General features: G+C 66.5%; 27 protein-coding genes and 2 tRNA genes. 14 read left to right on the top strand and 15 right to left on the bottom strand.

Annotation, left to right across the window (positions count from 1 at the left end; genetic code table 11):
• Nucleotides 1-8 precede the first annotated feature (8 nt).
• The 3 genes from def to orn all read right to left on the bottom strand — a co-directional run bounded on the left by def (nt 9) and on the right by orn (nt 1520).
• The gene (def, locus tag JOE41_RS02135; RefSeq protein WP_011692278.1) at nt 9-581 is read right to left on the bottom strand and encodes a peptide deformylase; all 573 of its coding nucleotides are present in this window, start codon (nt 579-581) and stop codon (nt 9-11) included.
• A gap of 100 nt (nt 582-681) precedes the next feature.
• Nucleotides 682-754, bottom strand: a tRNA-His gene (locus JOE41_RS02130).
• A 130-nt stretch (nt 755-884) separates the two neighbouring features.
• The gene (orn, locus tag JOE41_RS02125; RefSeq protein WP_011692277.1) at nt 885-1520 is read right to left on the bottom strand and encodes an oligoribonuclease; all 636 of its coding nucleotides are present in this window, start codon (nt 1518-1520) and stop codon (nt 885-887) included.
• A gap of 157 nt (nt 1521-1677) precedes the next feature.
• Between orn and mptB the strand changes: the two genes are divergently transcribed.
• The gene (mptB, locus tag JOE41_RS02120; protein WP_011692276.1) at nt 1678-3234 is read left to right on the top strand and encodes a polyprenol phosphomannose-dependent alpha 1,6 mannosyltransferase MptB; all 1557 of its coding nucleotides are present in this window, start codon (nt 1678-1680) and stop codon (nt 3232-3234) included.
• On the opposite strand, the gene JOE41_RS02115 is transcribed toward mptB, so the two are convergent.
• On the bottom strand, nt 3227-3913 hold the full coding sequence (locus JOE41_RS02115) for a DNA alkylation repair protein (protein WP_209750633.1): 687 nt from the start codon (nt 3911-3913) through the stop codon (nt 3227-3229). The genes mptB and JOE41_RS02115 overlap by 8 nt on opposite strands.
• Nucleotides 3914-4131: 218 nt before the next feature.
• On the opposite strand from JOE41_RS02115, the gene JOE41_RS02110 reads away from it, so the two are divergent.
• Complete coding sequence (locus JOE41_RS02110; RefSeq protein ID WP_209750631.1) at nt 4132-5037, top strand: aldose 1-epimerase family protein; 906 nt, start codon at nt 4132-4134, stop codon at nt 5035-5037.
• An 8-nt stretch (nt 5038-5045) separates the two neighbouring features.
• Here the strand turns inward: JOE41_RS02110 and xylB are convergent, their stop codons facing one another.
• Together xylB and xylA are read right to left on the bottom strand one after the other, a co-directional pair.
• Complete coding sequence (gene xylB / locus JOE41_RS02105; RefSeq protein ID WP_209750629.1) at nt 5046-6473, bottom strand: xylulokinase; 1428 nt, start codon at nt 6471-6473, stop codon at nt 5046-5048.
• Between the two features lie 84 nt (nt 6474-6557).
• The gene (xylA, locus tag JOE41_RS02100; protein ID WP_209744068.1) at nt 6558-7745 is read right to left on the bottom strand and encodes a xylose isomerase; all 1188 of its coding nucleotides are present in this window, start codon (nt 7743-7745) and stop codon (nt 6558-6560) included.
• A 127-nt stretch (nt 7746-7872) separates the two neighbouring features.
• On the opposite strand from xylA, the gene JOE41_RS02095 reads away from it, so the two are divergent.
• Nucleotides 7873-9129 (top strand): ROK family transcriptional regulator, encoded by a 1257-nt coding sequence (locus JOE41_RS02095; protein ID WP_209750627.1) that lies wholly within the window; start codon nt 7873-7875, stop codon nt 9127-9129.
• On the opposite strand, the gene JOE41_RS02090 is transcribed toward JOE41_RS02095, so the two are convergent.
• From JOE41_RS02090 to JOE41_RS02080, 3 genes are all read right to left on the bottom strand, one after another.
• Nucleotides 9126-9632, bottom strand: coding sequence for a GNAT family N-acetyltransferase (locus tag JOE41_RS02090; RefSeq protein WP_209750624.1), 507 nt, complete (start codon nt 9630-9632; stop codon nt 9126-9128). The two genes, JOE41_RS02095 and JOE41_RS02090, sit on opposite strands and share 4 nt — an antisense overlap.
• Nucleotides 9633-9733: 101 nt before the next feature.
• The gene (locus tag JOE41_RS02085) at nt 9734-10546 is read right to left on the bottom strand and encodes an alpha/beta hydrolase (RefSeq protein WP_209750621.1); all 813 of its coding nucleotides are present in this window, start codon (nt 10544-10546) and stop codon (nt 9734-9736) included.
• Entirely contained in the window at nt 10534-11631 is a 1098-nt protein-coding gene (locus JOE41_RS02080; protein WP_209750618.1) for a LacI family DNA-binding transcriptional regulator, read from the bottom strand. Before JOE41_RS02080 ends, JOE41_RS02085 begins: the two co-directional genes overlap by 13 nt.
• 164 nt (nt 11632-11795) lie before the next feature.
• Between JOE41_RS02080 and JOE41_RS02075 the strand changes: the two genes are divergently transcribed.
• The 5 genes from JOE41_RS02075 (at nt 11796) to JOE41_RS02055 (ending at nt 15921) form a co-directional block, all read left to right on the top strand.
• Nucleotides 11796-12965: a Gfo/Idh/MocA family protein gene (locus tag JOE41_RS02075; protein WP_209750616.1), complete on the top strand. Its 1170-nt coding sequence runs from the start codon at nt 11796-11798 to the stop codon at nt 12963-12965.
• Entirely contained in the window at nt 12965-14179 is a 1215-nt protein-coding gene (locus tag JOE41_RS02070; protein WP_011692266.1) for a dihydrodipicolinate synthase family protein, read from the top strand. The genes JOE41_RS02075 and JOE41_RS02070 overlap by 1 nt, the downstream gene beginning before the upstream one ends.
• Nucleotides 14176-15033, top strand: a complete 858-nt coding sequence (locus tag JOE41_RS02065) for a sugar phosphate isomerase/epimerase (protein WP_209750614.1) — start codon at nt 14176-14178, stop codon at nt 15031-15033. The genes JOE41_RS02070 and JOE41_RS02065 overlap by 4 nt, the downstream gene beginning before the upstream one ends.
• Nucleotides 15034-15230: 197 nt before the next feature.
• Entirely contained in the window at nt 15231-15662 is a 432-nt protein-coding gene (locus tag JOE41_RS02060; protein ID WP_011692264.1) for an SRPBCC domain-containing protein, read from the top strand.
• Nucleotides 15663-15744: 82 nt separating this feature from the next.
• Entirely contained in the window at nt 15745-15921 is a 177-nt protein-coding gene (locus tag JOE41_RS02055; protein ID WP_011694002.1) for a hypothetical protein, read from the top strand.
• Between the two features lie 58 nt (nt 15922-15979).
• Here the strand turns inward: JOE41_RS02055 and JOE41_RS02050 are convergent, their stop codons facing one another.
• Nucleotides 15980-16498, bottom strand: a complete 519-nt coding sequence (locus JOE41_RS02050; RefSeq protein ID WP_209750612.1) for a lipopolysaccharide assembly LapA domain-containing protein — start codon at nt 16496-16498, stop codon at nt 15980-15982.
• Between the two features lie 295 nt (nt 16499-16793).
• A tRNA-Arg gene (locus JOE41_RS02045) sits at nt 16794-16866 on the bottom strand.
• A gap of 220 nt (nt 16867-17086) precedes the next feature.
• Between JOE41_RS02045 and JOE41_RS02040 the strand changes: the two genes are divergently transcribed.
• The 3 genes from JOE41_RS02040 (at nt 17087) to ettA (ending at nt 20062) form a co-directional block, all read left to right on the top strand.
• Nucleotides 17087-17665 carry a single-stranded DNA-binding protein gene (locus tag JOE41_RS02040; protein WP_209750610.1) on the top strand — a complete coding sequence of 193 codons (579 nt, stop codon included), beginning with the start codon at nt 17087-17089 and terminating at the stop codon, nt 17663-17665.
• Nucleotides 17666-17730: 65 nt separating this feature from the next.
• On the top strand, nt 17731-18306 hold the full coding sequence (locus JOE41_RS02035) for a hypothetical protein (RefSeq protein WP_307800654.1): 576 nt from the start codon (nt 17731-17733) through the stop codon (nt 18304-18306).
• 73 nt (nt 18307-18379) lie between these two features.
• Nucleotides 18380-20062, top strand: a complete 1683-nt coding sequence (gene ettA / locus JOE41_RS02030; protein ID WP_011692260.1) for an energy-dependent translational throttle protein EttA — start codon at nt 18380-18382, stop codon at nt 20060-20062.
• A 116-nt stretch (nt 20063-20178) separates the two neighbouring features.
• Here the strand turns inward: ettA and JOE41_RS02025 are convergent, their stop codons facing one another.
• On the bottom strand, nt 20179-21159 hold the full coding sequence (locus JOE41_RS02025) for an acyl-CoA thioesterase II (RefSeq protein ID WP_011692259.1): 981 nt from the start codon (nt 21157-21159) through the stop codon (nt 20179-20181).
• Nucleotides 21160-21222: 63 nt separating this feature from the next.
• Here JOE41_RS02025 and JOE41_RS02020 point away from each other — a divergent pair, with 63 nt between their 5' ends.
• Both JOE41_RS02020 and JOE41_RS02015 read left to right on the top strand, forming a co-directional pair.
• Nucleotides 21223-21882 (top strand): hypothetical protein, encoded by a 660-nt coding sequence (locus tag JOE41_RS02020; RefSeq protein ID WP_209750608.1) that lies wholly within the window; start codon nt 21223-21225, stop codon nt 21880-21882.
• A 41-nt stretch (nt 21883-21923) separates the two neighbouring features.
• A complete protein-coding gene (locus tag JOE41_RS02015) occupies nt 21924-22631 on the top strand; it encodes a Pr6Pr family membrane protein (protein WP_209750606.1) in 708 nt (235 codons plus the stop codon).
• A 28-nt stretch (nt 22632-22659) separates the two neighbouring features.
• On the opposite strand, the gene JOE41_RS02010 is transcribed toward JOE41_RS02015, so the two are convergent.
• On the bottom strand, nt 22660-23115 hold the full coding sequence (locus JOE41_RS02010) for a globin (RefSeq protein ID WP_280873346.1): 456 nt from the start codon (nt 23113-23115) through the stop codon (nt 22660-22662).
• A gap of 4 nt (nt 23116-23119) precedes the next feature.
• Complete coding sequence (locus tag JOE41_RS02005) at nt 23120-23785, bottom strand: mechanosensitive ion channel family protein (RefSeq protein ID WP_011692255.1); 666 nt, start codon at nt 23783-23785, stop codon at nt 23120-23122.
• A gap of 107 nt (nt 23786-23892) precedes the next feature.
• Here JOE41_RS02005 and JOE41_RS02000 point away from each other — a divergent pair, with 107 nt between their 5' ends.
• Entirely contained in the window at nt 23893-24876 is a 984-nt protein-coding gene (locus JOE41_RS02000; RefSeq protein ID WP_011692254.1) for an epimerase, read from the top strand.
• On the opposite strand, the gene JOE41_RS01995 is transcribed toward JOE41_RS02000, so the two are convergent.
• Nucleotides 24873-25352, bottom strand: coding sequence for an OsmC family protein (locus JOE41_RS01995; protein ID WP_011692253.1), 480 nt, complete (start codon nt 25350-25352; stop codon nt 24873-24875). The genes JOE41_RS02000 and JOE41_RS01995 overlap by 4 nt on opposite strands.
• Nucleotides 25353-25357 lie beyond the last annotated feature (5 nt).

Here is a 25357-nt window from a genome sequence, read left to right as displayed (position 1 = left end):
GCTGCGGGTTAGTGACCGAACGGGTCGGGGTCGACGCCGGGCATCCACGTCAAACCGGGAACCCCCCAGCCGCTCCGTTTGGCCTGCTTCATGGCTTTCCGGGCGTAGCGGTCCATCAGCCGGTTCACGTAGAGCTTGCCGTCCAGGTGGTCGTACTCATGCTGGATGATCCGGGCGAACCATTCCGTCGCCTCAAAGTCCACCGGGTTCCCGTCCCCGTCGAATCCCTGCACCCGCGCCCACTCCGCGCGCTTGAGCGGGTACTGGCCGCCGGGGAACGACAGGCAGCCCTCCACTTCCTCGTCCGGGTCCGGGAGTGCGCCGGAGACCTTGGACAGCGTCAGGACGGGGTTCACCACGACCCCCGCAGGGGGCACGCCGTCGTCGTTGGCGAACTTGTAGACGAAGAGGCGTTTGCCCACGCCCACCTGGGGGGCTGCCAGGCCTACGCCGTTGGCGGCGTCGTTCGTTTCGAACATGTCGGCGATGAGGGTGCGGAGTTCGTCGTCGAAGACTTCCACTTCGGCGGCCCGGCGGTGGAGAACCGGCTCGCCCCAGATAGTGATCGGCAGAACGGTCATGTCAGGCGGTTCCTTTGATGCAGTGCGGTGAAACACAAAAGGCCGCACCGGATATCCGGTGCGGCCTCCTTGCTGGACGGCGGCAATACCATCCTGTGAGGGTGAGCTACGGGGGTTGAACCCGCGACCTCCTGGACCACAACCAGGCGCTCTGCCAACTGAGCTAAGCCCACCATGTGCCCTGCGGACAATCCGGCTAACCGGCTGTCTTGGAAGGCAACGTCATATAGCTTACCTGCTCCGCGGGGCTGTTTTTGCCACTTTTGCCGGTTTCGAGGAAATTTCCCTCAAACGTGGCGCAGATTACTTTTCCGAGGGTTCCGACAGGGGCTCGGCGGAGGCCATGACCGACTTGGAAATCCGCTGGGCTGTGGCACTGTCCGGCCCCGGGGCGGGGACGAAGATTGCCTCCCGGTAGTAGCGCAGCTCATCAATGGAATCCTTGATATCCCCGAGCGCGCGGTGCCCGCCGTGCTTGGCCGGAGCCTGGAAGTACGCCCGGGCGAACCAGCGGCGGGAGAGTTCCTTGATGGTGCTGACGTCTATCACCCGGTAGTGCAGGTGCTCCACCACCGCGGGCATGTCCCGGGCGAGGAAGACACGGTCGGTGCCTACGGAATTGCCTCCCAGCGGAGCCTTGCGGGGATCGGGAACCCACTTTGCGATGTATTCCATGATCACTGCTTCGGCCTCAGCCATGGTCTTGCCGTGGGGAAGCTCGTCGAGCAGCCCGGAGCGCGTGTGCATGTCGCGGACGAAATCGTTCATCTGGGCCAGCGCGGCGTCGTCCGGACGGATGACGACGTCGACGCCGTCACCGAGGATGTTGAGTTCGGAGTCCGTCACCAGGGCGGCCACCTCGATGAGGGCGTCGTTCTTGATGTCCAGGCCGGTCATCTCGCAGTCGATCCAGACAATGCGTTCGTTAGTAATAGGCACCCAACCAGCCTACCGTTCAGCTGCCACGGAGCTGTCCGATGCTAGGATTTCGGATACGTGGCGGTGCCTCTTTTTCATTGCCGCGGCCCCACCCCCGCCGGTTTGCCCGGCTATCACCGGGTGAAAAACGCCCCACAACAGATTGGACGATCCTGAGATGACGGCGCGTGTGCCTGCGGCGGGAAAAGTGGCTGCCGGCAGGTCACCGGAGCCGGCCACTGCGGAAGTGGACAACGCGCTCTCGCCGCTCCTCTCGGGGTTCGCCGGGTCGATGTTCATGGCGATCGGGTCGCTGGGTGTGGGCTGGCTCGCGCCTGTTTCCGAGCTTCGCCGCCTGCCGCTGTTCATCTGGATGCGCACGGAAGCGGTAGGGGTGGCGCTCTCCATCGTGCTGCTGGCCGTCGGCGGCATGCTCCTGGTGCGCGCCTGGCTTCGCCTTGGGCAGCGGGTCCGGGTCTGGGGTGCAGGCGCCCGTAGGGCCACGCTGCAGGCTGTGGCACTGTGGGGGCTGCCCATGATGTTTTCCGTGCCGCTCTTCAGCAGGGACGTGTACGCCTACATCGGGCAGGGCCGCCTGATGGTGGAAGGCTTCAACCCTTACGAAAACGGGATCTCGGCGCTGTCAAACTACTTCCAGCTCGGTGCCGACAAGATGTGGACCGAAGCGCCCGTTCCCTACGGCCAGCTGTTTCTCTGGATCGAACAGCTGGTGGTGTGGTCCACCAACGTGCAGCCTGAGGCCAGCATTATGCTGTTCCGCGTCGCCGCCCTGGTCGGCGTGGTTCTGTGCATCGTGTATGTCCCCAAGCTGGCAGAGCTGCACGGCGTCAATCCGCACCGCGCGCTGTGGCTGACAGCAGCCAACCCGCTGTTCCTCACCAACTTCATCGCCAGTGTCCACAACGATGCGCTCATGATCGGACTGGCGCTGGCCGGGCTCTACTACTGCGCCACCCGGCGCGTTCTTTTCGGCCTGGTCCTCGTGACGCTATCCATTTCCGTCAAGCCGATCACCATCGTCTTCCTGCCGTTCATCGGACTCCTGTGGGCCGGCAAGAACGCCGGCTGGCCGCGGAAGTTCGTCTTCTGGGGGCTCACTGCCGGTATCAGCCTGGCCATCCTGTACCTGATGAGCATGGTGAACGGCTTTGGCTTCGGCTGGGTGAACGGACTCTCCGCCCCCGGCAGCATATGGATCTGGTACGCGCCGGTGGGCCTGCTGGGACTTGTGGTGGCCTCCATCTCCAACGCCTTCGGCCTGGACGGCTGGGGCCTGGCCAAATGGGTTTACGACGCCGGCAAGCTGCTCGCCGTCGGAATTGTCGCCTGGCAGATCTTCCGCGGCGACCACGACCGCCTGATGCGCCGGCTCACGTTGGGGTTCGCGGCAGTGGTCCTGCTGGCGCCCATGATCCAGTCCTGGTATGTCGTGTGGCTTATCCCGCTGTTCGCCGTGACGGGCATCCGGGATGACTGGCAGGTGAAGGCCCTCTACTTCATCGTGTCTTTCTTTATGGTCTACGCCATCTCCGACCAGCTGGAAGTCTTCCCGTACCTGCAGACGGAGGACCTGGGGCTGCCCCTGGCCTTGGCGCGCAACGCGGCGGCCATCATCGCGCTGATGTTCGCGCTGTACCTGATCTTCCTCGATCCCAAGACCAAGCAGCTGTTCAGCAAACCCGACGAACCGGTAACCACCCGCCCGGTCATCTAGCCGGTAGGTTCCGGAGGGCCTCGCGGCGGGAGAGCGGGCTGAGCCCGGTCTCGTGCCGGGCCACAAACTGCCGGACCCAGTCGGCATCGGTCTTTGCGTACTCGCGCAAGGCCCAGCCAATCGCTTTGCGGATAAAGAACTCCCGGTCGGCCAGATTGGGCTCGATGACCGAGGCGAGCAGTACGGGATCTGTGGCGGATTTTGCCCCGAGCTGTGCCGTGATGGCAGCCCTGCGAACCCACATGTCAGGATCGCTGCTCCAGGAGCGGAGCACCCGATCGAGCTCCGGACGGTGTGCCTGCAGCAGATCGCAGATCCGGTGTGCCACTCCGTCCACAAGATCCCACCATGCACCGGTCCGGATGATCTCCTCGTACACCGGAAGCATCTCCAGCCTGCCTCTGGCCGGCCTCGCACCCGTCAGGTCAATGGCGGCGTAACGCTCTTCACGGAAGACGGCTGTACGCCAGAGTTCCAGGACAGTGTCGCGCAGCTCCTCGAACGACCGGCAGGGCCACTGCGCGGCGGCGCCAGTCGTGATCTTGCGGACCTCGGGAACCCTGACTCCCAGCGTCGGCATGTCCGATTTCATGTACGACTGGCTTCCCGCGGCCCGTAACGGATCCGCCGCCGCCCTCAGCCCGGCGCGGACCCCGGCGATCAGTTCCTCGTTGGCCATGGTGGACACTCTACTGGCGTGCCTGCATGTGCTTACGAACCGCTCCCGCGGAGTCCTGGATTTGGACCACGCGAGGTGATCCGGAGGAGGAAGTCCATGTCCGTGATCAAGGGTCCCCAGGAAATAGGACTGGTGCGCGAGTGATCACCGTGGACGAGTCGCCGGTGGACTAGAATAGTGAGCGCTAACACATATATTCCCGGCAGCATTGGACAACCATGACCCGCACCGAACATGAGATCAGTTTCGGCCCCTACACGGCTGTCGCCACGACGCGTGGAGGAGCCCTCCGTGAGCTGCGGCATGAGGGCCGCGACCTGGTGGTCGGCTTCGCTGCCGACGGCGAAATTCCGGACTACCGCGGCGTCATTTGTGCACCGTGGCCGAACCGCCTGGCTGGCGGCCGGTACAGCTTCGAGGGCAAGGACTATCAGGCCGTGGTCAACGAGGAGCAGCGCGGGACTGCCCTGCACGGGCTGGTGTTCGGGGCGGTATGGGAACTGCTTGAACGCACTGCGTCTTCTGTCCGGCTTGGAACCCGCATCGAGCCGGGCGACGGCTATCCGGGGCGCCTTGACGTGTCCGTTGACTACGAGCTGCGGCCAGACGGGCTGCACAGCACGGTGCGCGCCCGGAACGTTGGCGTTGAAGCAGCCCCTTACGGCGCGTGCCCGCACCCGTACCTGATCGCAGGTCCGGCCCCGCTGGATGAGTGGAGCGTGCAGATCCCGGCTACGGAATTCATGGAGGTCTCCGCCGACCGGCTGCTCCCGGAAGGCATGGCCGGCGTGGAAGGCCATGCCTTTGATTTTCGGACGGAAAAGGTCCTCGGGTCCGTGCAAATCGACCACGCTTTCACGGGCCTGATTCCCAACGCGGACGGTCTTGCCGCGGTGCGCGTTCACGACCCCTCGGGTAGCGGAGTGGAGCTGGAATGGGACGGGACGTGGCCCTGGCTGCAGATCCATACTGCGGACAAGCCGTCAGGGCCCACGCGGCTCGGGCTTGCGGTTGAACCCATGACCTGCCCCCCTGATGCCTTCAACAGCGGAACCGACGTGCTCCGGCTGGCTCCGGGGGAGTCCCACGAGGCCAGCTGGACCATCCGGGCGCTCAGTCGTTGAGTTAGGACTCAGCCGTTGACGTAGGTGCTGGCATACCGCCGGTATTGCTCGAGGACGTCCGGCGAGCCACTGCCGGTCCCTGGAACTTCGGTGCCGGACGAGTCCCACTCCGGCCACCGGCCCGTGAGGACGGCCGCCGCCTGCCGGGCGGCACCGTCCGCCACGTATTCACCTGGCTCGGGCACCACGACGGGAAGGTCGAAGACGGACGCGGCAATCTGCTGCACGGCAGCGGACTGCGCGCCGCCTCCTACGAGGATGATGCGCGCTGCCGTGACTCCCTGGGCCTGCAAGGCCGCCAGCCCGTCCGCGAGGGAGCAGACCACGCCTTCGACGGCGGCCCGGGCCAGGTTGGCCCGCGTGTAGCTCGCCAGGGTGGCGCCGTGCAGGGACCCCGTGGCGTGCGGCAGGTTGGGTGTGCGCTCGCCTTCGAAATAGGGAACGAGCGTGAGGCCGCCCGAACCTGCCGGGGCGGCGAGGGCCAGTTCGTTGAGCCCGGCCAGGGTCACGCCGAGCAACGCGGCCGTGGAATCGAAGATCCGGGTGGCGTTCAGCGTGCAGGCCAGCGGGAGAAAGTTGCCGGTGGCGTCGGCAAATCCGGCAACGAGTCCGGTTGCATCGGCGGACGGAGTCTTCGAGACGGCGAAAACAGTTCCCGATGTGCCCAGCGATACCACCACGTCGCCCGGACGGGCGTCGACGCCAAGGGCCGCAGCCGCGTTGTCGCCGGCGCCGGGGCCGATGATTGCACCCGCCGGCGTTGTGCCCGCGGCCTCCAGCGAACCGGCGACGGCAGGGAGAACCGGAACGTGGCCCAGTATTTTTTCGAGGAGTTCCGGGAGGTAGGTCCCCGAGGCCGTGGAGAAGTATCCGGTTCCGGAGGCGTCCGACCTGTCCGTGCGGAGCTGTTGCAGCGACGCGGGACCGGAGCCCGGGCCGTGGCCGGCGAGCCGCCAGCTGAGCCAATCGTGCGGCAGGCAGACGGCCGCCACGCGGCGCGCGCTGTCCGGTTCATGGCGGGCCAGCCAGCGAAGTTTGGTGATGGTGAGGGACGCCACCGGAACTGTACCCGTCGCCTCCGCCCAGAAAGCGGCTCCGGCTTCGGCGTCGCCGTCGCCCGCCTCTGCGATGAGCTGTTCCGCATCCTCCGCGGAGCGCGTGTCGTTCCAGAGCAGCGCGGGGCGCACCACCGCACCGGAGGCATCCAGGCACACCATGCCGTGCTGCTGGCCGCCGACTGAGACGGCGGCTACATCGTCCAGGCCGCCAGCCTGTGCGATGGCCTCCTGGAGGGCTGCCCACCAGTGGTCGGGGTGGATCTCGCTGCCGTCGGGGTGGGCGGCGCGGCCCTGGCGGATCAGCGTGCCGGTGTGCGCATCCCGGATCACCACTTTGCATGACTGCGTGGAACTGTCGATTCCTGCTACCAACGGCATGGCGGGTTCTTTCTGAAGGACTGCCGCCGGACCCGGCAGTCCGGGTCCGGCGGCAGTGGAGCTGGCTGGTTGGGGGAGCCTGGCCTAGCGGGCGCCGAGCAGGTGCTCGATGGCCAGCTGGTTGAGGCGGACGAAGGCGAATGACCGCCGGGCGGCGGCATCGGCGTCGAACTCCGCGAACGCGGAAGCGTCAGCCAGCAAATCCGCCGTGGTCTCTCCGGCGGCGAGGGTGGGCTCGCCGAGTTCGAAGACACCGGAGGTCTTCAGGGCTTCCTGGACATCGGGGTCGGCGCGGAAGGCCAGGGCGCGCTCCTTCAGGAGGAGGTACATGGACATGTTGGATTTCGCGGATTCCCAGACGCCGTCGTATCCGTCGGTTCGTGAGGGCTTGTAGTCGAAGTGACGCGGGCCGTCATACTTCGGACCGCCGTTGGGGAAGCCGTTTTCGAGCAGGTCCACGGTGAAGAATGCGCTGGTGAGGTCGCCGTGCCCGAACACGAGGTCCTGGTCGTACTTGATGCCGCGCTGGCCGTTGAGGTCGATGTGGAAGAGCTTGCCGGCCCATAGCGCCTGGGCGATGCCATGGGTGAAATTCAGTCCGGCCATCTGCTCGTGCCCGGTTTCCGGGTTGAGGCCCACGATGTCGCCGTGTTCCAGCTGGGCGATGAAGGCCAGTCCGTGGCCGACGGTGGGCAGGAAGATGTCGCCGCGGGGCTCGTTGGGCTTCGGTTCCAGGGCGATCCGAAGGCCGTACCCCTTGTCCTTGATGTAAGCCGCGGCCGTGTCCACGCCTTCCTTCATCCGGTCCAGCGCGGCAGAGAGGTCCTTGGAACCGTCATACTCGCTGCCTTCGCGCCCGCCCCACATGACGAAGGTCTCCGCACCCAGCTCGGCTGCAAGGTCGATGTTCTGAAGGACCTTGCTGAGCGCGAACCGGCGGACGGACCGGTCATTGGAGGTAAAGCCGCCGTCCTTGAAGACAGGATGGCTGAACAGGTTGGTGGTGACCATGGGGGTCTTGAGGCCCGTCTCGGCGAGGGCGGCCTTGAAGTTCTTCAGGATCAGCTCGCGCTCGGAAGCCGTTGCGTCGAACGGGACCAGGTCATTGTCATGGAAGGTGATGCCGTAAGCGCCCAGTTCGCTGAGCTTGTGGACGGCCTCGACGGGGTCCAGGGCAGGGCGGGTGGCGACGCCGAAAGGATCCGCCCCGGTCCAGCCGACGGTCCAAAGGCCGAAGGTGAAGCGGTCTGCAGGGGTGGGCTGAAGAGTCATGAAGCATCCTTGGTTCAGAGGTGGGATGGAAGTGGCCGGCCAGGCATGAAATGCAGGCCGATGAATTAGTTTTCAATCTGAACTATATGCGTCATGATTGACTTGGGTCAATGGTTAAGGGGTGGAAATGTCACGGGAAAATAATGCCAACGGCCGTGCAGGCGGGTCCTTCAAAGAACCGGGTCCGGCACCCGGCCGGGTGGAGGACGTCCGGCGCGGGAACCTCGTGCGGGTCCTCGCGGCAATTGCGCAGGCACGGACGGATCCACGGCGCTACCCTACGCGCGCCGAGCTGGCCTCCCTGACGGGCTTGACCAAGGCCTCAGTGTCCAGCCTGGTCGCGGAGCTCGCGGACTCCGGCCTGGTCATGGAGTCCGGCGCCACGCGCGACGGTGAACGCGGCCGGCCCGGGGTAGGCCTTCAGCTGAGCACCCGCCGCGGCGTGGTGGGCATGGAAATCAACGTGGACTACATCTCGGCAGGCCTTCTGGACCTCGGCGGTGCGCTGCGTGCTTCCAGGACGCTTGAGTGCGGTAACCGCGGCCAGTCGCCGGAATCCGTCATGGCCCTGTTGTCCGGGCTCGTGAACGGCGTCGTTGCCGAGGCGGCAGCCGCCGGGATCGAAATCCTGGGCGGCGGACTGGCGGTGCCCGGCCTCGTGGATACGGCCTCCGGAAGTGTTTCCAGCGCCCCCAACCTGCAGTGGCACAGTGTTGCCCTTGAGCTGGGCGGGTTGCTGCCGGGCGCACCGCTGGGCACTGTTCTGTATAACGAGGCTAACTGCGCCGCCCTGGCCGAGCTCTGGTACGGGCACGGACTGGATTTCCGCGACTACCTGTTTGTTTCCGGTGAGGTGGGTGTCGGTGGCGGCCTGGTCATCGGCTCCCGGCTCTTTGCCGGACCCCACGGGCAGGCGGGGGAGGTGGGCCACGTGGTGGTTGACCCGTCGGGTCCGGACTGCTCGTGCGGCGGCCGCGGCTGCCTGGAAACGTTCGCCGGCCAGGAGGCCATCTTTGCCGAGGCCGGCATTCCGGCAGGCACTGCCTCCGTGCGGCTGGGGCAACTCGTGGAACAACTTGACGTCGGCAATGCAGCCGCCACATCTGCCGTGGCCCGCGCGGGCCGCTACCTTGGCATCGCCGCAGCATCCACGGCACGGCTGATGAACCTCTCCGCCGTTGTCCTCGGCGGCCACTTCACCCGGATGGGGCCGTGGCTTGCACCGGCCGTGATAGAAAGCCTCGCCGACCATGCGCCCGGCGTCGTCAGTCCCGCCAGGGTGGCGGTTTCGGAGCTTGGCCAGTCGGCTGCCCTCCTGGGCGCGGCAGGGAGCGCCCTGCGTTCCGTCCTTGCCGCTCCCTCCGCGCTGACGCCCGCCGGTTAGCTTCTGTCCGGGGCGGCGAACCGGACCACCGCCCGGCCGGGCACTGCATTGCTGACCACCTCGAAGCCGGCGTCCAGGAACAGCTTCAGCGTTCCGTGGTAAAGGTCAGCCGGACCGGCTTTCGGCCGCAATGTTGGATCCACGGGGTAGCCCTCCACAATGCGGGCGCCATGCCCCACGGCATGGCCGACGGCGGCACGAAGCAGCGCTGCCGCCACGCCGCTGCGGCGGTGGCCCGGTGCGACGACGAAACAGCTCACCGACCAGACAGGGCCCTCCGGCTTCCCGCCGGGTCCGCCGTGCGCCGCCGGACCCGCGGCCTTCAACACCTGGGACCGGAGGATCCGCGGGTAGCAGTCGCGCGGCTCCACGGCACACCAGCCCACCGGCGCTCCGTCACGGAAAGCGAGGACGCCCGGTGCCGGAGTGCCGGCGTCGAACCTGGCCCGCAGGTGATTCTTCCGCTCCGGAGGGGTCGAATCATTCCAGTCGGCCCCCGTCATGGCGAAGAACCTGCACCAACAACGAGACGGCTCACCGCGCACCCCGAAAAGGCGTTCGACGTCGGGCCATTCCGCCGGTGCTGTGGTTACGGGTGAAGCGGTCACGGCCGCCAGCCGTGTCCGGCAAGCCAGGCGGCGCACAGCTCGGTCCAGCGTTCCACGCCGGCCACCCCGGAAGCGAGGCCCAACCCGTGCCGGCCCTGCGGAAAGACGTGCAGCTCCGCGGGCACGGCAGCCTTGCGCAGCGCCAAGGCGTAGCGCAGGCTGTGTTCCACATCGACTGCTGCGTCGTCAAACGTGTGCCAGATGAAGGCCGGGGGAGCATTGCTTTTAACGGTGAGCTCGGCGGACAACTCTGCCAGGAGGTCACCGGCCGGCGCAGCGCCGAGCAGGTTGTCAATGCTGCCCTGGTGGACGGCCGATTCGAAGGACACCACGGGGTAGCACAGGATGGCGAGGTCCGGCCGGGACTCCGGCCCGTCAAGTGTCTCGTCGCCGGTGGAAACTCCTCCGGCGAGGGTGGCAGCCAGGTGCCCCCCGGCGGAGAATCCCAGGACACCCACGCGTGCGACGTCCACTCCGAGTCCGTGGCCGCCGCGCCGGATCCAGGCCAGGGCCGCCTTCGCGTCCGCCAGCGGCGCCGGGTGGCGGTGCGGAGCCACCCGGTAGCGCAATACGAAGGCGTGGATGCCCAGCGACGCCAGCCATTCGGCCACCGGCTCCGCCTCGTGGTCGGTGTGGCGCGCGTAGCCTCCGCCGGGAAGGACCAGGATTGCCGGGAACTGACGGGATTGCCCGTTGTCCGGGTGTGCGCGGGCCGGTGACGTGCCGTCTCCGGATGCGGAAGGACCGTGGCGGGCCGGGAGCACGGTGAGGCCGGCCGGCATCCGGGAACCGCCCGTCAGGGTGTCCACTCTGTGCTCCGCCGGAGCGTCACCTGACCGGTGACGGCCGTGCCGTCGTCGTGTTTTCCGTCCGCTACGGCGGCAGCTTTGGAGCCCACGGTGCTCAACGTTGCCAGGCGGCCAATTTCCTCCAGCGGAAGGCGCACCGTTGAAAGCGCCGGGCGGAAGTCCCGCAGCGTTTCGATGTCGTCAAACCCTGCGATCAGGGCGTCGCGGGGAATTCGGAATCCCTGGGAGCGAAGCCCCGCAGCGGCGCCGATTGCCATGACGTCGTTCGCCGCAAAGATGCACAGGTCAGGCCTCCCGCCCTCGTTCGCCGAGGCGGAGTTCCGGACATTCCGGATCCGTTCGGCCAGCACGAGCCCGGCTTCGTAGCCGCCGGCACGGTTGAAGGAGGCGCGGAGGACTTCGGCTTCGGGGCGTCCGGCCGAGGCGAGGCCTGCCTGGAAACCGCGGATCCGGTCGTCCGACGTGATCAGGCCCTCGGGGCCGCCGATGATCACGAAGCCGCCTGAATGGCTGGCTGCCAGCTTTCCGGCAAATTCCGCAGCAAGCTGTTCGTTCGGCACCTCCACAAGGTGGTAGCCGTCCAGTTCAGCGGCTCCGACGATTGCCTGCCCTACGACGCCCACGTGCCCGCCATTGCGGCAGTAGCGGTCCAGTTCGGCGGCAAGATCGGCGTTGCCTTGCTGGTCTTCAGGACGGCTGGACCGTGAACCGGCAATAACGATGGCGTCGGCCCGCCTGGCAGCAAAGGCGGCGACGGCTTCCTTCTCATCGGCCGGAGTTCCGCCCGTTGTGGCCAGCAGCACCATCTTGTGCTGTTCGCGGGCCACTTCCTGGACCCCGCGGGCTATCGCGGAGAAATACGGATCGGCGATGTCGTGCACAATCAGGCCCACCAGGCCCGAACTGGATTTCGCCAGTGCCTGGGCCTGGGCGTTGGGGATGTAGCCAAGGGTTTCGGCTGCCTGCCGGACCCGTTCGGACACTCCCGGGCCGGGTTTGCGGGCGGAGCCATTGAGGACGCGTGACGCAGTAGCCGGCGAGACCCCGGCCAATCGTGCCACCTCGGTGAGGGTACTTGCAGCCACTGATATCTCTCCTGTTCAGCCAACGTGCGCGTAGTGGTCATTATGGCAGTTTGAAGGACTTTCGGGAAAGCGCTTGCCATGAGACGCGAGAAGATGCATCATAAATGCAGTGGGAATGCGCTTTCCCAGCACACCGTACCGAATCAACTCACCGTGGAGGACACATGGGCTTCGAAACAAAGACGATCCGTATCGCCATGAACGGCATTACCGGCCGGATGGGATACCGCCAGCACCTGTTGCGTTCCATCCTCCCCATCCGCGACGCGGGCGGGTTTACCCTCGAGGACGGCACAAAGGTCCAGGTCGAGCCCATCCTGGTGGGCCGCAACGAAGCCAAGATCCGGGAACTCGCAGAACTGCACAAGGTCTCCGAGTGGAGCACCGACCTGGACGCTGTGATCAGCGACCCCACAGTCGACGTGGTTTTTGATGCGTCCATGACGAGCCTCCGCGCCGCCACCCTGAAGAAGGCGATGTCCGCCGGGAAGCACATCTTCACTGAGAAGCCCACGGCGGAAACCCTGGCGGAGGCCATTGAGCTGGCCCGGATCGGCAAGGAAGCCGGGGTCACCGCCGGCGTCGTGCACGACAAGCTCTACCTGCCCGGATTGGTCAAGCTCCGCCGCCTCGTTGACGAAGGCTTCTTCGGCCGTATCCTGTCCATCCGCGGTGAGTTCGGCTACTGGGTCTTCGAAGGCGATGTCCAGGCAGCCCAGCGCCCGTCCTGGAACTACCGCAAGGAAGACGGCGGCGGCATGACCACGGACATGTTCTGCCACTGGAACTACGTCCTCGAAGGCATCATCGGCAAGGTCAAGAGCGTCAACGCCAAGACCGCAACCCACATCCCGGCCCGCTGGGACGAAACCGGCAAGGAATACAAGGCCACGGCCGACGACGCCTCCTACGGCATCTTCGAGCTGGAAACCCCGGGCGGCGACCAGGTCGTCGGCCAGATCAACTCCTCCTGGGCCGTCCGCGTCTACCGCGACGAACTGGTGGAATTCCAGATCGACGGCACCCACGGTTCGGCGGTCGCGGGCCTGAACAAGTGCGTCGCACAACAGCGCGCCCACACCCCCAAGCCCGTCTGGAACCCTGACCTGCCCGTGACGGAGTCCTTCCGCAGCCAGTGGCAGGAAGTCCCGGCCAACGCTGACCTGGACAACGGCTTCAAGCTGCAGTGGGAAGAATTCCTCCGCGACGTCGTCGCCGGCCGCGAACACCGCTTCGGCCTGCTCTCCGCGGCCCGCGGCGTCCAGCTCGCCGAGCTTGGCCTGCAGTCCAACGACGAGCGCCGGACCATCGACATCCCGGAGATCTCGCTCTAATGACATCCCTGATCCTTCCCACCGGCGACGGCGGAACCCGCGAATACCGGCTTAAGTCTTCCCCCGCCTGGGCAAAGCCCTCGGCACCCATCACCTCGCGGCACGCCTACGCCGCAGCCCACGTCATCCCGGAAGTCACCGCGGACAACACCCCCGGCGCGCCGGCCCGGCTCGACTGGGACGCCACGATGGCCTACCGGCACGAGCTCTGGTCCTATGGGCTCGGGGTTGCTGATGCCATGGATACCGCCCAGCGCGGCATGGGCTTGGACTGGGCTGCCACTCAGCAGCTGATCAAGCGCACCGGCGTCGAAGCGGCGTCAGTGGTCGCCGCGGGCGCTGCCGCCACGGCCGGCAAGTCCGTGCGCGACCTTGTCTCGTGCGGGGCCGGGACCGACCAGCTGGATCCGGCCGCCCTGCCGACGGGCGCCGCCGGCATCCAGGCCGTCCTGGACGCGTACCGTGAGCAGATCGCCGTCGTCTCCGAGGCCGGGCCCAAGGTCATCCTGATGGCCTCACGCGCGCTGGCCGAAGTGGCCAACGGGCCGGACGACTACCTGCACGTGTACTCCACGCTGCTGCGGGAAGCGGACCAGCCGGTCATCCTGCACTGGCTTGGCACCATGTTCGATCCCGCCCTCGCCGGCTACTGGGGATCCGACGACGTCTCTACGGCCACTGACACGTTCCTCTCCCTGATCCGTGAGCACGCGGACAAGGTGGACGGCGTCAAAGTCTCACTTCTTGATGCCAGCCACGAGGTGGCGCTGCGCGCCGCACTCCCCGAAGGCGTCCGTCTCTACACGGGCGACGACTTCAACTACCCGGAATTGATCGACGGCGACGGCACGCACCATTCGGACGCCCTCCTGGGCATCTTCGCCGCCATCTACCCGGCAGCATCGGCAGCGCTGCAAAGCTACGACGCCGGCGATGCAGTCAAGGCGCGGGCCATCCTGGACTCCACCCGCGAACTGGGCAAACACATCTTCAGCGCCCCCACGTTCTACTACAAGACCGGCATCGCCTTCATGTCCTGGCTCAACGGCAAACAGCCCGGCTTCCAGATGGTGGGCGGACTGCACTCCGGCCGGTCCGTGGTGCACCTCGCCAAAACCTTCGAACTTGCCGACCAGGCCGGACTGTTGAAGGACCCCGCCCTGGCGGCGTTCCGGATGTCCGACTACCTGCGCATCAACGGGGTGGGAGTATGACCTTCAATTCAGGGCCGTCCCCTTTTTCGCGACTTTCCCTCAACAGCGCCACCACCAAGAAGTGGACCCTGGCCGAGGCCGTCGACAGCTGTGCCCGGGCAGGGATCCCGGCGATTGGCCCGTGGCGGGACCGCGTCCACGAGGCCGGCCTGGACAAGGCCGCGAAGCTCATCAGGGACGCCGGCCTGCGGGTGTCCTCGCTCTGCCGTGGCGGCTTCCTGACAGCAGCCGACGCGGAGGGGCAGGCCTCCGCGCTGGCCGACAACCGCGCCGCCATCCTGGAAGCCGTGGCGCTGGACACCCGGGAACTGTTCCTGGTGGTCGGCGGCCTCGCGCCGGGGGAGAAGGACGTGGTGGCGGCCCGCCAGCGCGTCGCTGACCGCCTCGGGGACCTGGTTCCGTTTGCCGTCGAGAACGGCGTGCGGCTGGTGCTTGAACCGTTGCACCCGATGTACGCCGCCGACCGCGCCCTGATCTCCACCCTGGGCCAAGCCCTTGACCTGGCCGCGCCTTACGACGCGCAGGCCGTCGGCGTCGCCGTCGACACCTTCCATGTGTGGTGGGACCCTGAGCTGAAGGCCCAGATCGAACGGGCAGGCCGGGAGGGGCGCATCGCGTCCTACCAGGTCTGTGATTTCAACCTGCCCATCGCCGCCGATGCCCTGTTGTCCCGGGGCATGATGGGCGACGGCGTGATCGACTTCGCAACCATCGGCACCTGGGTGCGGGACGCCGGCTACACGGGCGACATCGAAGTGGAAATTTTCAACCAGGAAATCTGGGACGCCGACGGCGACACCGTCCTGGCGACCATGAAGGAGCGCTTCGCGGGACTCGTCCTGCCCTACGCCTGACCGGCCGCAGCGTCTTCCCGCGGGGACGCGATTCCTGGTACAGACCGCGGGCCCCTGCTTCGTCACGGCCGGGGCCTGCGCCCCACGGAACGGCCCGGCACCGCCCAGCGGTGCCGGGCCGTTTTTGGTCCTTGGATGTTCCGGGTCCTTAACAACGCCTGCCGTCGCGCGTAGGGTCGTGCGCAGGAGGCACTCACGTGAATGAGCAGATCAAGGTCGCGGAAGCATCGGTTCTGGTGGAAGCCCCGCGGAGCCGGGTATGGCAGGCACTGACCGATCCGGAAATCGTTAAGCAGTATTTCCTCGGCACTACTGTGACTACTACCTGGCGCGAAGGTGAGCCGGTGACCTTCGCCGGGGAGTGGAAAGGCAAACGCTACGAGGACAAGGGCATCGTGCTGGAAAACCGGCCTGAGGACCTGTTGCGCATCAGCCACTACAGTCCGCTGACAGGGCTGCCGGACGTGCCGGAAAATTACCACACGGTGGAGTACCGGCTGGATGAGCAGCCGGACGGCACACAGGTCACCATCACGCAGGGGAACAACAAGAGTGATTCAGAGGCGGAGGAGTCCGCAAAGCTGTGGGCAATCGTGCTGGGAAACCTCAAGGGGCTGCTTGAAAGCTGAGGGTTCCTGCCCGACGGAGTGGTGGCCTGCACCGCACATGTGAAGCGTCGACAAGCCGAACGTTCGGGACTAGCTTGGGCACATGACTGAGATTCCAGACGAAAACGGCACCGCCCGGGGCGACGACGGTACGGTCCGGCCGGCGGAGGAGGCCGCCCGGGTTTCCGTCGCCGGCGACCTGGCGGAAACGATTGAGCCCGATATCGCCGACATGGACGACACCCCCGAAGGACACCGGGGAGACGTGGATTACGGGTGAGGTTGCGGGTGATCCGGACCGCTTCGGGACGCCTTGGCGGACCACCCGCGGGTGTGCCTTAGCGCACCCGCTGCGCAAGCACCCGGCGGCGATGGGCCGCGGCACGCAACTGGATGATTCTGGCTGCGCCGGCAACCGCCACAAGCACCCCGCCGCCCACAGCCGCAATGAAGAGTGCAATCCCCAGCGGAACCGCGCCCTCCAGGCCGAAATACCTGACCTGCACGTAGTCCTGGTTCTGCAGGATGAAGATGATCAGAAGCACCATCACCGCCAATGCGGTGGCGACGGCCACCCAGACCATTCCGGCGCGTGTCACGTGCCGGTCCTCGGGCGGCGCAGTCGCCTGCGTTGCGGGTGCCCCTGGCGCCGGAACACGCCGGGCCGGCGCGACCTCTCCTGGCGCGACCTCTCCCGGTGCGCCCTGTCCCGCGCTGCCTGGTGCCGGTGCGCCTTGGGCGGGTACGCCCGGGGCGGGTTCCCCCGCCGGCGGAGTGCTCTGGGCCGCACCGGGTCCCGTTTGCGCTGATGACGTGGTTGTTTCCTGCGGCTCGTAGTCCGGTGATTGCTGAGTCATTCGGTCCATCCTCTCCAAGATGATCCACCGCGGCGGAAGGTGCGGCGCCGACGCCACTTCAAATGAGTCGGCGCCGCCCTCAAATGATAAGCATGCTTAGGGTGAATTGCTTGCAGAAGCATGGTGTCCTGCATACGGCATGTCAGTTAACACTGTCCTCCGGAGACTCGCGTCTGGAAAGGCCGGGGCGGCATTGCCCTTGCCGCCGCGGTGAAGGGCCCGGATCCGGCTGACCCCAGGATGAACGAAACGGCCCCCACTGCGTTGACGCAAGTGGGAGCCGCTTCCTGTTAAGTGCCCCAGGAGGGAATCGAACCCCCGACCGGCGGATTAGAAGGCCGCTGCTCTATCCCCTGAGCTACTGGGGCACGTTGGCGTGGCCGGACCAATCCGGCAGCGCCTAGAAAAGTTTACAGTGCCACGCGCCTCCGGCCAGTCAGCCCCGTCGCGGCGTTTTGACTCGTCCCTAACATCCCGGGTGCACCCGGAGTTGTCCACATAGCGACGCGGGCCCCTCGCCCCGGCGCTTATCCGGCCTGAAGCTGAAGATGCCTGCTAAGGCACCACCATTCGAGACAGGACACCAAGATGACCGACAACATCACCGTCCGGGGCTTCGTCGCCACGGAAATCAAGAGTTCGACCACGCCCGGGGGAGTCCCCACCGCGTCGTTTCGGCTCGGCTCCACGGACAGGCGGTATGACCGCGCATCGAGCACGTGGGTCGATGGCAATACCAACTGGTTCACTGTCCAGGGCTACCGGCAGCTTGCCGGAAACATGGGCTGCAGCATCAAGAAGGGCCAGCGCGTCATCATCGTTGGCCGGCTCAAGATGCGAAGTTGGGAAAAGGACGGCAGGATCTATCACGCGGCCGAGATCGATGCCGAGTCGGTTGGCCATGACCTCATGTGGGGCTCTGCCAATTTCACCCGCACAGCCGGCAACTCCGCCCGCTCCGGCCCGGCCCAGGGGCAGCTGGATCATGCGTCCGGGCCGCTGCACGGCGGCGGACCCGGCGGGGAGGATCATGATGACGCCGGAGGCCTCAGGGAGGACGGGGGCGACCCGGATCCCGCAGCTGAAGGTATCTTCATCGACGACGAGAGCGGTGACGTCCTGCAGCTCGATTCGGAGACCGGCGAACTTAAGGGGACGGCTGCCTGAACATGCCCCGCTGATGCCCCGCGTGCGGCACCGTCCCCTGCGGTGCCGCATGGCAGAATGGCAACGTGATCCGAGCAAAGACACCCCAGCCACACCACGGCCGCCAGTCCGGAACGTCACCGTCCGGAACGTCACGGCCCGGAACCGGGCGGCGGCTGCGCGGCGCGTCAGTTCTGTTCCTCGCGGCGTCCATGCTTGCGGCCGGCGTCGCTGGCTGCAGTGGTGCGGGTACGGGTTCCCCGGCGTCTGCCTCTCAGGCTGCCGCTGGGCCCGGATCCCGGGCCGCCCAGCCGGCAGCGTCAGCTACTGCGGGACCCCCGGGCGCTCCAGCGCAGCTGCCCGAACTTGACGCTGATACCGCCCGGCTGAGTGAAACCGTCGGCAATGCCCTTCGCGGAGTCGCCGCGGCCAACCCCAAGCCGGGGCAGGACCAGCTGACTGCGGCCCTGACCGGCGCCGGGATACCCGCCGGCTCCCTGCAGGTATCCGCCAGCCGCACGCCCACCGGCCTGGAAGTCGATGCCATAGAGGCCGCAGCGCTCCAGGGTAAGGATTGTGTGATCGGCCAGATCCGCGACGGAAGTGTAGTGGTCACCGTCCTGCCCGTGCTGGCAACCGGAAAGTGCTTTGTCGGCGGCTGAGCCGGAGCCGGACCGCCCGCGAATGACAGCCGCGAATGTGAGTTAACCCCGCCGACCCACTAGATTTGGAAGCATGGCGGAATTTATCTACACAATGACCAAGGCCCGAAAGGCCGTTGGCGAAAAACTTATTCTCGACGACGTAAGCATGTCCTTCTTCCCGGGGGCCAAGATTGGTGTTGTTGGCCCCAACGGGGCCGGTAAGTCCACCATCCTCAAGATCATGGCTGGCCTGGACACTCCCTCCAACGGCGAGGCGCGGCTCAGCCCGGGTTACACGGTGGGCATCCTGCTCCAGGAGCCGCCCCTGAATGAGGAGAAGACGGTCCTGGGCAACGTCCAGGAGGGCGTGGGCGAAATCTACGGCAAGATCCAGCGCTTCAACGAGATCTCCGAGGAAATGGCCAACCCCGACGCGGACTACGACACGCTTCTGGAAGAAATGGGCCAGCTCCAGGAAGCCATCGACGCCGCCGACGCCTGGGACCTCGACTCCCAGCTCGAACAGGCTATGGATGCCCTCCGCTGTCCGCCGGCGGATGCCGACGTCACCCTCCTTTCCGGTGGCGAACGCCGCCGCGTTGCGCTGTGCAAGCTCCTGCTGCAGAAGCCGGACCTCCTCCTGCTCGACGAGCCCACCAACCACCTCGACGCCGAAAGCGTCCTCTGGCTGGAACAGCACCTCTCGAACTACGCCGGCGCCGTCCTCGCCGTGACCCACGACCGGTACTTCCTTGACCACGTGGCCGAGTGGATTGCCGAAGTGGACCGCGGCCACCTCTACCCGTACGAAGGCAACTACTCCACGTACCTGGAGAAGAAGCGCGCCCGCCTGGAAATCCAGGGCAAGAAGGACGCCAAGCAGGCGAAGCGCCTTACCGAGGAACTCGAGTGGGTCCGCTCCAACGCCAAGGGCCGCCAGACCAAGTCCAAGGCGCGCCTGGCACGCTACGAGGAAATGGCTGCGGAGGCGGACCGTACCCGGAAGCTCGACTTCGAAGAGATCCAGATCCCGCCGGGACCCCGCCTGGGCGGTTTGGTGCTCGAAGCCAAGAACCTGCAGAAGGGCTTCGAGGACCGGACCCTCATCGACGGACTCTCCTTCACGCTTCCGCGTAACGGCATCGTTGGCGTCATCGGCCCCAACGGCGTCGGCAAGACCACGCTGTTCAAAACGATCGTCGGCCTGGAACCGCTCGACGGCGGCGACCTGAAGATCGGCGACTCAGTCAAGATCTCCTACGCCGACCAGAGCCGCGGCGGCATCGATCCGAACAAGTCCCTCTGGGAGGTTGTCTCGGACGGCCTCGACTACATCCAGGTGGGCCACGTTGAAATGCCTTCCCGTGCCTACGTGGCGGCGTTCGGATTCAAGGGTCCGGACCAGCAGAAGAAGGCAGGCGTCCTCTCCGGTGGTGAGCGCAACCGCCTGAACCTGGCGCTGACCCTCAAGCAGGGCGGCAACTTGCTCCTCCTTGACGAGCCGACCAACGACCTCGACGTCGAAACGCTCAGCAGCCTCGAAAACGCGCTGCTGGAATTCCCCGGCTGCGCCGTAGTGGTGTCGCACGATCGCTGGTTCCTGGACCGGGTGGCGACCCACATCCTGGCCTACGAAGGTGACGAGGAAAACCCGTCGAAGTGGTACTGGTTCGAGGGCAACTTCGAATCCTACGAGGAAAACAAGGTTGAGCGCCTCGGCCCCGATGCGGCCAAGCCGCACCGCGTGACACACCGCCGCCTGACCCGCGACTAGGCTCCGCCCCCAGGTCAAGGCATGAAAAGGCCGGTTCCCCGACGGGAACCGGCTTTTTCATGCGCAAGCCCGGACGGCACCGGGCCGCTGGCCGCTGTCACGCGGCGGCCGACAGCTTATTCTTTCCCGGCCTTGCGCATCTGGTGCTGGAGGACCTTCGTCTGGAAGGCGCCCACCACTTTGTTCTTGAGGTCGGTCGGCACCCGCACCATGCCCTCCTGGGCCACCGTTGCGACGTGCTGCCCGTCCCGGCTGAAGATCCGGCCGGTAGCCAGCCCGCGGGCGCCCTGTGCGCTCGGGGATTCCTGTACGTACAGCAGCCACTCATCGACGCGCACCGGGCGGTGCCACCACATGGCGTGGTCGAGGCTTGCCACGCTCATGCCCGGCGTGATCCAGCTGAGTCCGTGTTTGCGCAGGATGGATTCCAGCAGCGTGTAGTCGCTGGCGTACGCAAGGGCTGCTCGGTGCGTATTTGCGTCGTTCGGCATGGGCCCGAAGGTCTTCATCCAGACGGCATTGCGGGCTTCCCGTTCACCGTTTGCGGAGACGTACAGTGGCGGGTCCACGTGCCGGATGTCGAAGGGACGCTCGTAGGCCCAGTGCCGAGCCACCGGGTGGTCGAATTTTCCCAGCAGATCTGCCGTGCTGGGCAGCGATTCGGGGTCGGGGATGCCCTCGGGCATGGGGGACTGGTGGTCGATTCCCTCGTCTTCCTCCTGGAAGGACGCGATCATGGACAGGATCGGCATTCCGTCCTGGTAGGCGTGGACCCGTCGGGCAGAGAATGACCGGCCGTCCCGCAACCGTTGGACGCCGAACGTGATGGGCTTGTTGGCATCCCCCGGGCGCAGGAAATATCCGTGCATGGAATGCACGCTGCGGGCGGGATCAACGGTGCGGTTGGCGGCGATCAGCGATTGTGCCAGGACCTGGCCGCCGAAGACCCGCTGCCGCGGCTGCCGCTGGGAAGGCCCCATGAAGATGTCCTCATCGGTCCGGGCACCCTCGAGCTCGCCGAGGTCAAGGAGTTCAATGAGCGAGGAGGTGGGGTCCTGTGTCGGTGGTCCCGGCAGTCCGGCATCGGCTTCAGTCATGGTTCGACTTTAGACGTCCCCCGGGCACCCTCCCAAAGAGGCGCAGCCGGTAGAGTCGATATTGTGTCTGACGTCCTAACCCAGCCCCTGCAGTTCACCGATCCCCGCGACCTCGCAGATTTGCGCACCTTTGCCACCCGCGCCAAGTCGATCGACGACGGTGCCATCCGCCTCCAGGCCTCCGGCCCGGTGCTTGCCGCCTACGTGTGCGTGCTGCGGCCCCGGCTGTTGGGCGAGGCGACGCCGACGATCCTCGGGCTGCGGACCATGGCCCTGGCCCAGCCGGCGGACACCGACGTCACGGTTCCGATCTCGGCGGTTCTGGACCGGCTCGCCAGGGCAGGGGAGAACGACGTGGAGCTGCCGCTGCCGCCCGTGACCGTCACCGAGTCATGGGCCGGCGTCGGCGCGCCTCGCACGGGGTGGGAGTCAGTCGGCGCGCTGCCGGACGCCACGCTGCGGCAGGCCGCCGAGGCCGGCATCACCGAGATCGCTGCCATCATCCCGGACAAACCCGGCGCCCTGATCGTCAACAACGCCCGTGCCACCGTCTGGGGCAGGGAATTGCCGGGTGCCGCCGGGCTGCCGCTGGGTGCCGCGTTTGCTGCCCTGACGCTCGGCTTCCTGGCCGACGGTGAACAGCAGCTTTACCGGGCGGGGCGCTGGTTCAGGCTCAGCGGGTCCCGCGGACACGTCCTGGCCCGCACCGGATCGGGGCTTTAAGGCCCTCGTAAGGGTCCTAACGGGCCCGCCATACTGAGCGCATGAGCCGTGTAACCATGCTGGTTCCTCCGGTCGAGCGCCACGCCGGCTTCAACGACGCGCTGCGCCCGGACCGTGCCTGGGTCCGCCTGCCCCGCTTTGCGGTCGGCGCCTTTGTGCTGGTCGCCCTCGTCCGGAAGACAACGGACGCCACCCTTCCGGGCAGCGACGTGGACATCGGACAGCTCTACTCCGAATTCACGGTCCAGTCGAACCTTGTCCTCGGGCTCGCGCTCATCGCGTCCGCCGCCGTGCCGCGGGCGCGGCTGCCGGAGTGGTGGGACCACCTGCTCGGCGCTCTCACTTTTTACCTGGTGATGACGGGGATCATCTACGCGGTCCTCGTCGCGCCGCCGGGCGAGCCGTGGTGGAGCTGGGACATGTACTGGCCGCAGCTTGCGCACCACCGTCTCGCCCCGCTCTTCGTCATCCTTGACTGGGCGCTGGTGACGAAGACCGTCCACGGAAAGTGGTGGCGGCCGCTCGCGTGGCTTGGCTACCCTGCCGCCTTCCTCGTCTTCTCATGGATCCGAGGAGCGATCGACGGCTGGTACGTTTACGACTTCCTCGATCCGACCCTCGACGGCGGCTGGTCGGCCGCGCTGACGACGACGGCGCAGGTGCTCGTTGCGTTCCTCGCGATCGCCGTTCTCGTGCACGCCGCAGGAAACGGACGCGCCGCGCTTGCCGCGGGGCAAAAGCGGCGCTGACGGGTCCATACCGGATGGTGGACCGCGCTCAGGCGTCCGAGGGGCTGTTGATCATGGACAGTGCCGCGCGCTCCATATAATCCCACAGAGTGCCCTCGTAGAGCGGCGGCAGCTCCAGCGCGTCAACCGCCGTGCGCATGTGGTGCAGCCACCGGTCCTTGGCTTCGGGGGTGACGCGGAACGGCATGTGGCGCATGCGCAGCCGGGGGTGTCCGCGTTCCTCGCCGTAGGTGGTGGGGCCTCCCCAGTACTGCTCGAGGAACATCAGGAAACGCCGTTTCGCCGGTCCCAGGTCCGCTTCCGGATACATCGGCCGGAGCAGCGGGTCGGTGGCTACGCCGTCATAGAAGACGTCAATGAGTTTCACGAAGGTCTCGTGGCCGCCAACGGCGTCGTAGAAGTTGTCCGTGTACCCGGTCCGGGAGAACGGATCGTTCTGCATCAGCATCTTCGGTTGGCGCGGTTCAGGGGTTGGCATGCTCATGGTTCTATTCTCCGGCCTTCTGCTGGGGTGCGGTCTCAGGGGCGGACACGTCCGGGGTCTCGTCCGCCGGGGCGACATAGTTGCCCTGGGAGCGGTTGCCCACCCGCAGGATTTCGCCGTTGCGCAGGTACCAGATGGCGCCGTCTTCGGAACGGACGCGGGTGATGCGCAGGCCCATGGACTCCACCGTACCCACCACTTCACTGGTCTCGATGACATCGCCGATGCCGTACTGGTCCTCGATCGTGATGAAGATGCCGGCTAGAAAGTCGCGGATGAGCTGCTGGGCGCCGAAGCCGATGGCGACACCCAGGATGCCCACGCTCGTCAGTAGCGGCGCGATGTCCACGTCCAGGTTCTTGAGGACGTACATGATGGTGATCACGGCGATCAGGACACCCGCCACGCTGTTCAGCAGCGATCCGATCGTTTTGGCACGCTGGACGCGGCGTTCGTGGTCCAGGGCGCGCAGCGCAGGGGCGACCCAGCGGAAGTGCGGCTTTTTGAAGAACGTGGTTCCTGCAGCCACACTCTTGGTGATTCCGGCAATCACAAACGAGGCTACGAGCCAGATTGTGACGCCCACTCCGATGCTGATCACGATCCCGGCGGCGTTGATTCCGGACATGTCCGGGGTGGCGGGCGGGGTGATCGACAACATGCTGTACATCGGCAGGGATGCTCCTTATTGCTTATCGGCTCTCGCCGGAGCTGCCGGCGTTCGCCGGGCGCATAACACTCTTTTCACCTTCAACAGTAGCGCCGTAGCGTGGCCACATGCGCATCCTGATTCTTGGCGGCACCGCATTCCTGTCAGCCGAAATTGCCCGGCAGGCAGCCGCCGCGGGCCATGCTGTGACCTGCCTCGCCCGCGGCTCGGCGGCCACTCCGCCGGAAGGAACGGCCTGGCTGCGGGCCGACCGGACCACGGGCCTGCCGGCCTACGCGGAGGCAGCAGGAGACTGGGACGCCGTCATTGACGTGGCCCGTGATCCGGAGCAGGCCAAGGACGCACTCGAGGCCCTGGCGCCCGCGGCAGCGCACTGGACCGTGGTGTCCAGCTGCTCTGTCTACGCCGACCATTCGGTGCCCGGCGCGGATGAGAGCGCGGCCCTGTTACCGCCGCTCACACGGGACACCGGCTTTGCGCCGGAGAACTACGGCGAGGCGAAGTCGGCCATTGAGCACCATGCCATGGCCATTACCGGCGGGAAGGCCCACCTCTGCCGGGCGGGGCTGATCGGCGGCCCGGGTGACAGTTCGGACCGGTACGGCTACTGGCCGGCCCGGTTTTCCCGTGACGCAGGGCCGGTCATCGTTCCGGACACAGTTTCCGGTGCGACGCAGGTCATCGACGTCCGCGACCTCGCAGCGTGGATCCTCAAGGCGGCCGAACTGAAGATTGCCGGCGCCCTGAACGCGGTGGGAGGCGTCGTGAGGTTCGGTGACTACCTGGACGAAGCAAGGCGTGCGGCCAACTATTCCGGTCGCATGCTGGCGGTCCCGGAAGACTGGCTGGTTGCCCGCGGGGTCGGTTACTGGGCAGGCCCCGATTCACTGCCCCTCTGCCTCCCTCCGGGACATGACGGTTTCGCCACACGCTCCAACGACGCCGCGCTGGCAGCCGGCCTCAGCCTGCGGCCGTGGCAGGAGACGCTGCGGGATACGCTCGAGGACGAACGCCGCCGCGGCCTGGACCGGGAGAGGAAAGCCGGGCTCAGTGCCGACACCGAGAAGCGGCTCGTGGAAGCCCGCGGCTAGGCTTCCCGCACCTGCACGGAGGGTTCGTGCAGGACGGGAAAGTTCACGCTCCGGGCAATGAAGCAGACCTTGTTTGCCTCCTCATGCAGCTGCTCCATCAGTGCGGGGTCCAGGGCTGAAGCAACGGTCACTTCGGGCCGGAGTGTGGCGGACTCGAACTGGCCGCTGCCGTCGCGGTTGGTCCGCATCAGGCCTTCGGCGCGGTCCTCGTAGGCCGTCACCACTACGCCGTGCTTCACAGCCACATGCAGGAACGAAAGCATGTGGCATTGCGACAGGGCGGTCAGCAGCAGCTGTTCGGGGTTGTAGCGCGTCCTGTCGCCGTGGAAGGTGGGATCCGCGGAACCCTTGAGGACCGGAAGCCCGGGGATTTCGATGTCGTGGTCCCGGGAGTACCCCCGGTACGTCGACGTTCCGTCTCCCCGGTTCCCGGTCCATCGGACCGTCACGGCGTAGCGGTGCTCGTCGAGGCTCATGCCGT

This window comes from Arthrobacter sp. PvP103 (genome assembly GCF_017833075.1).
Taxonomy (GTDB): Bacteria; Actinomycetota; Actinomycetes; order Actinomycetales; family Micrococcaceae; genus Arthrobacter.
Note: the sequence above shows the minus strand (reverse complement) of the source record. Positions and strands in the feature narration are given on the sequence as shown.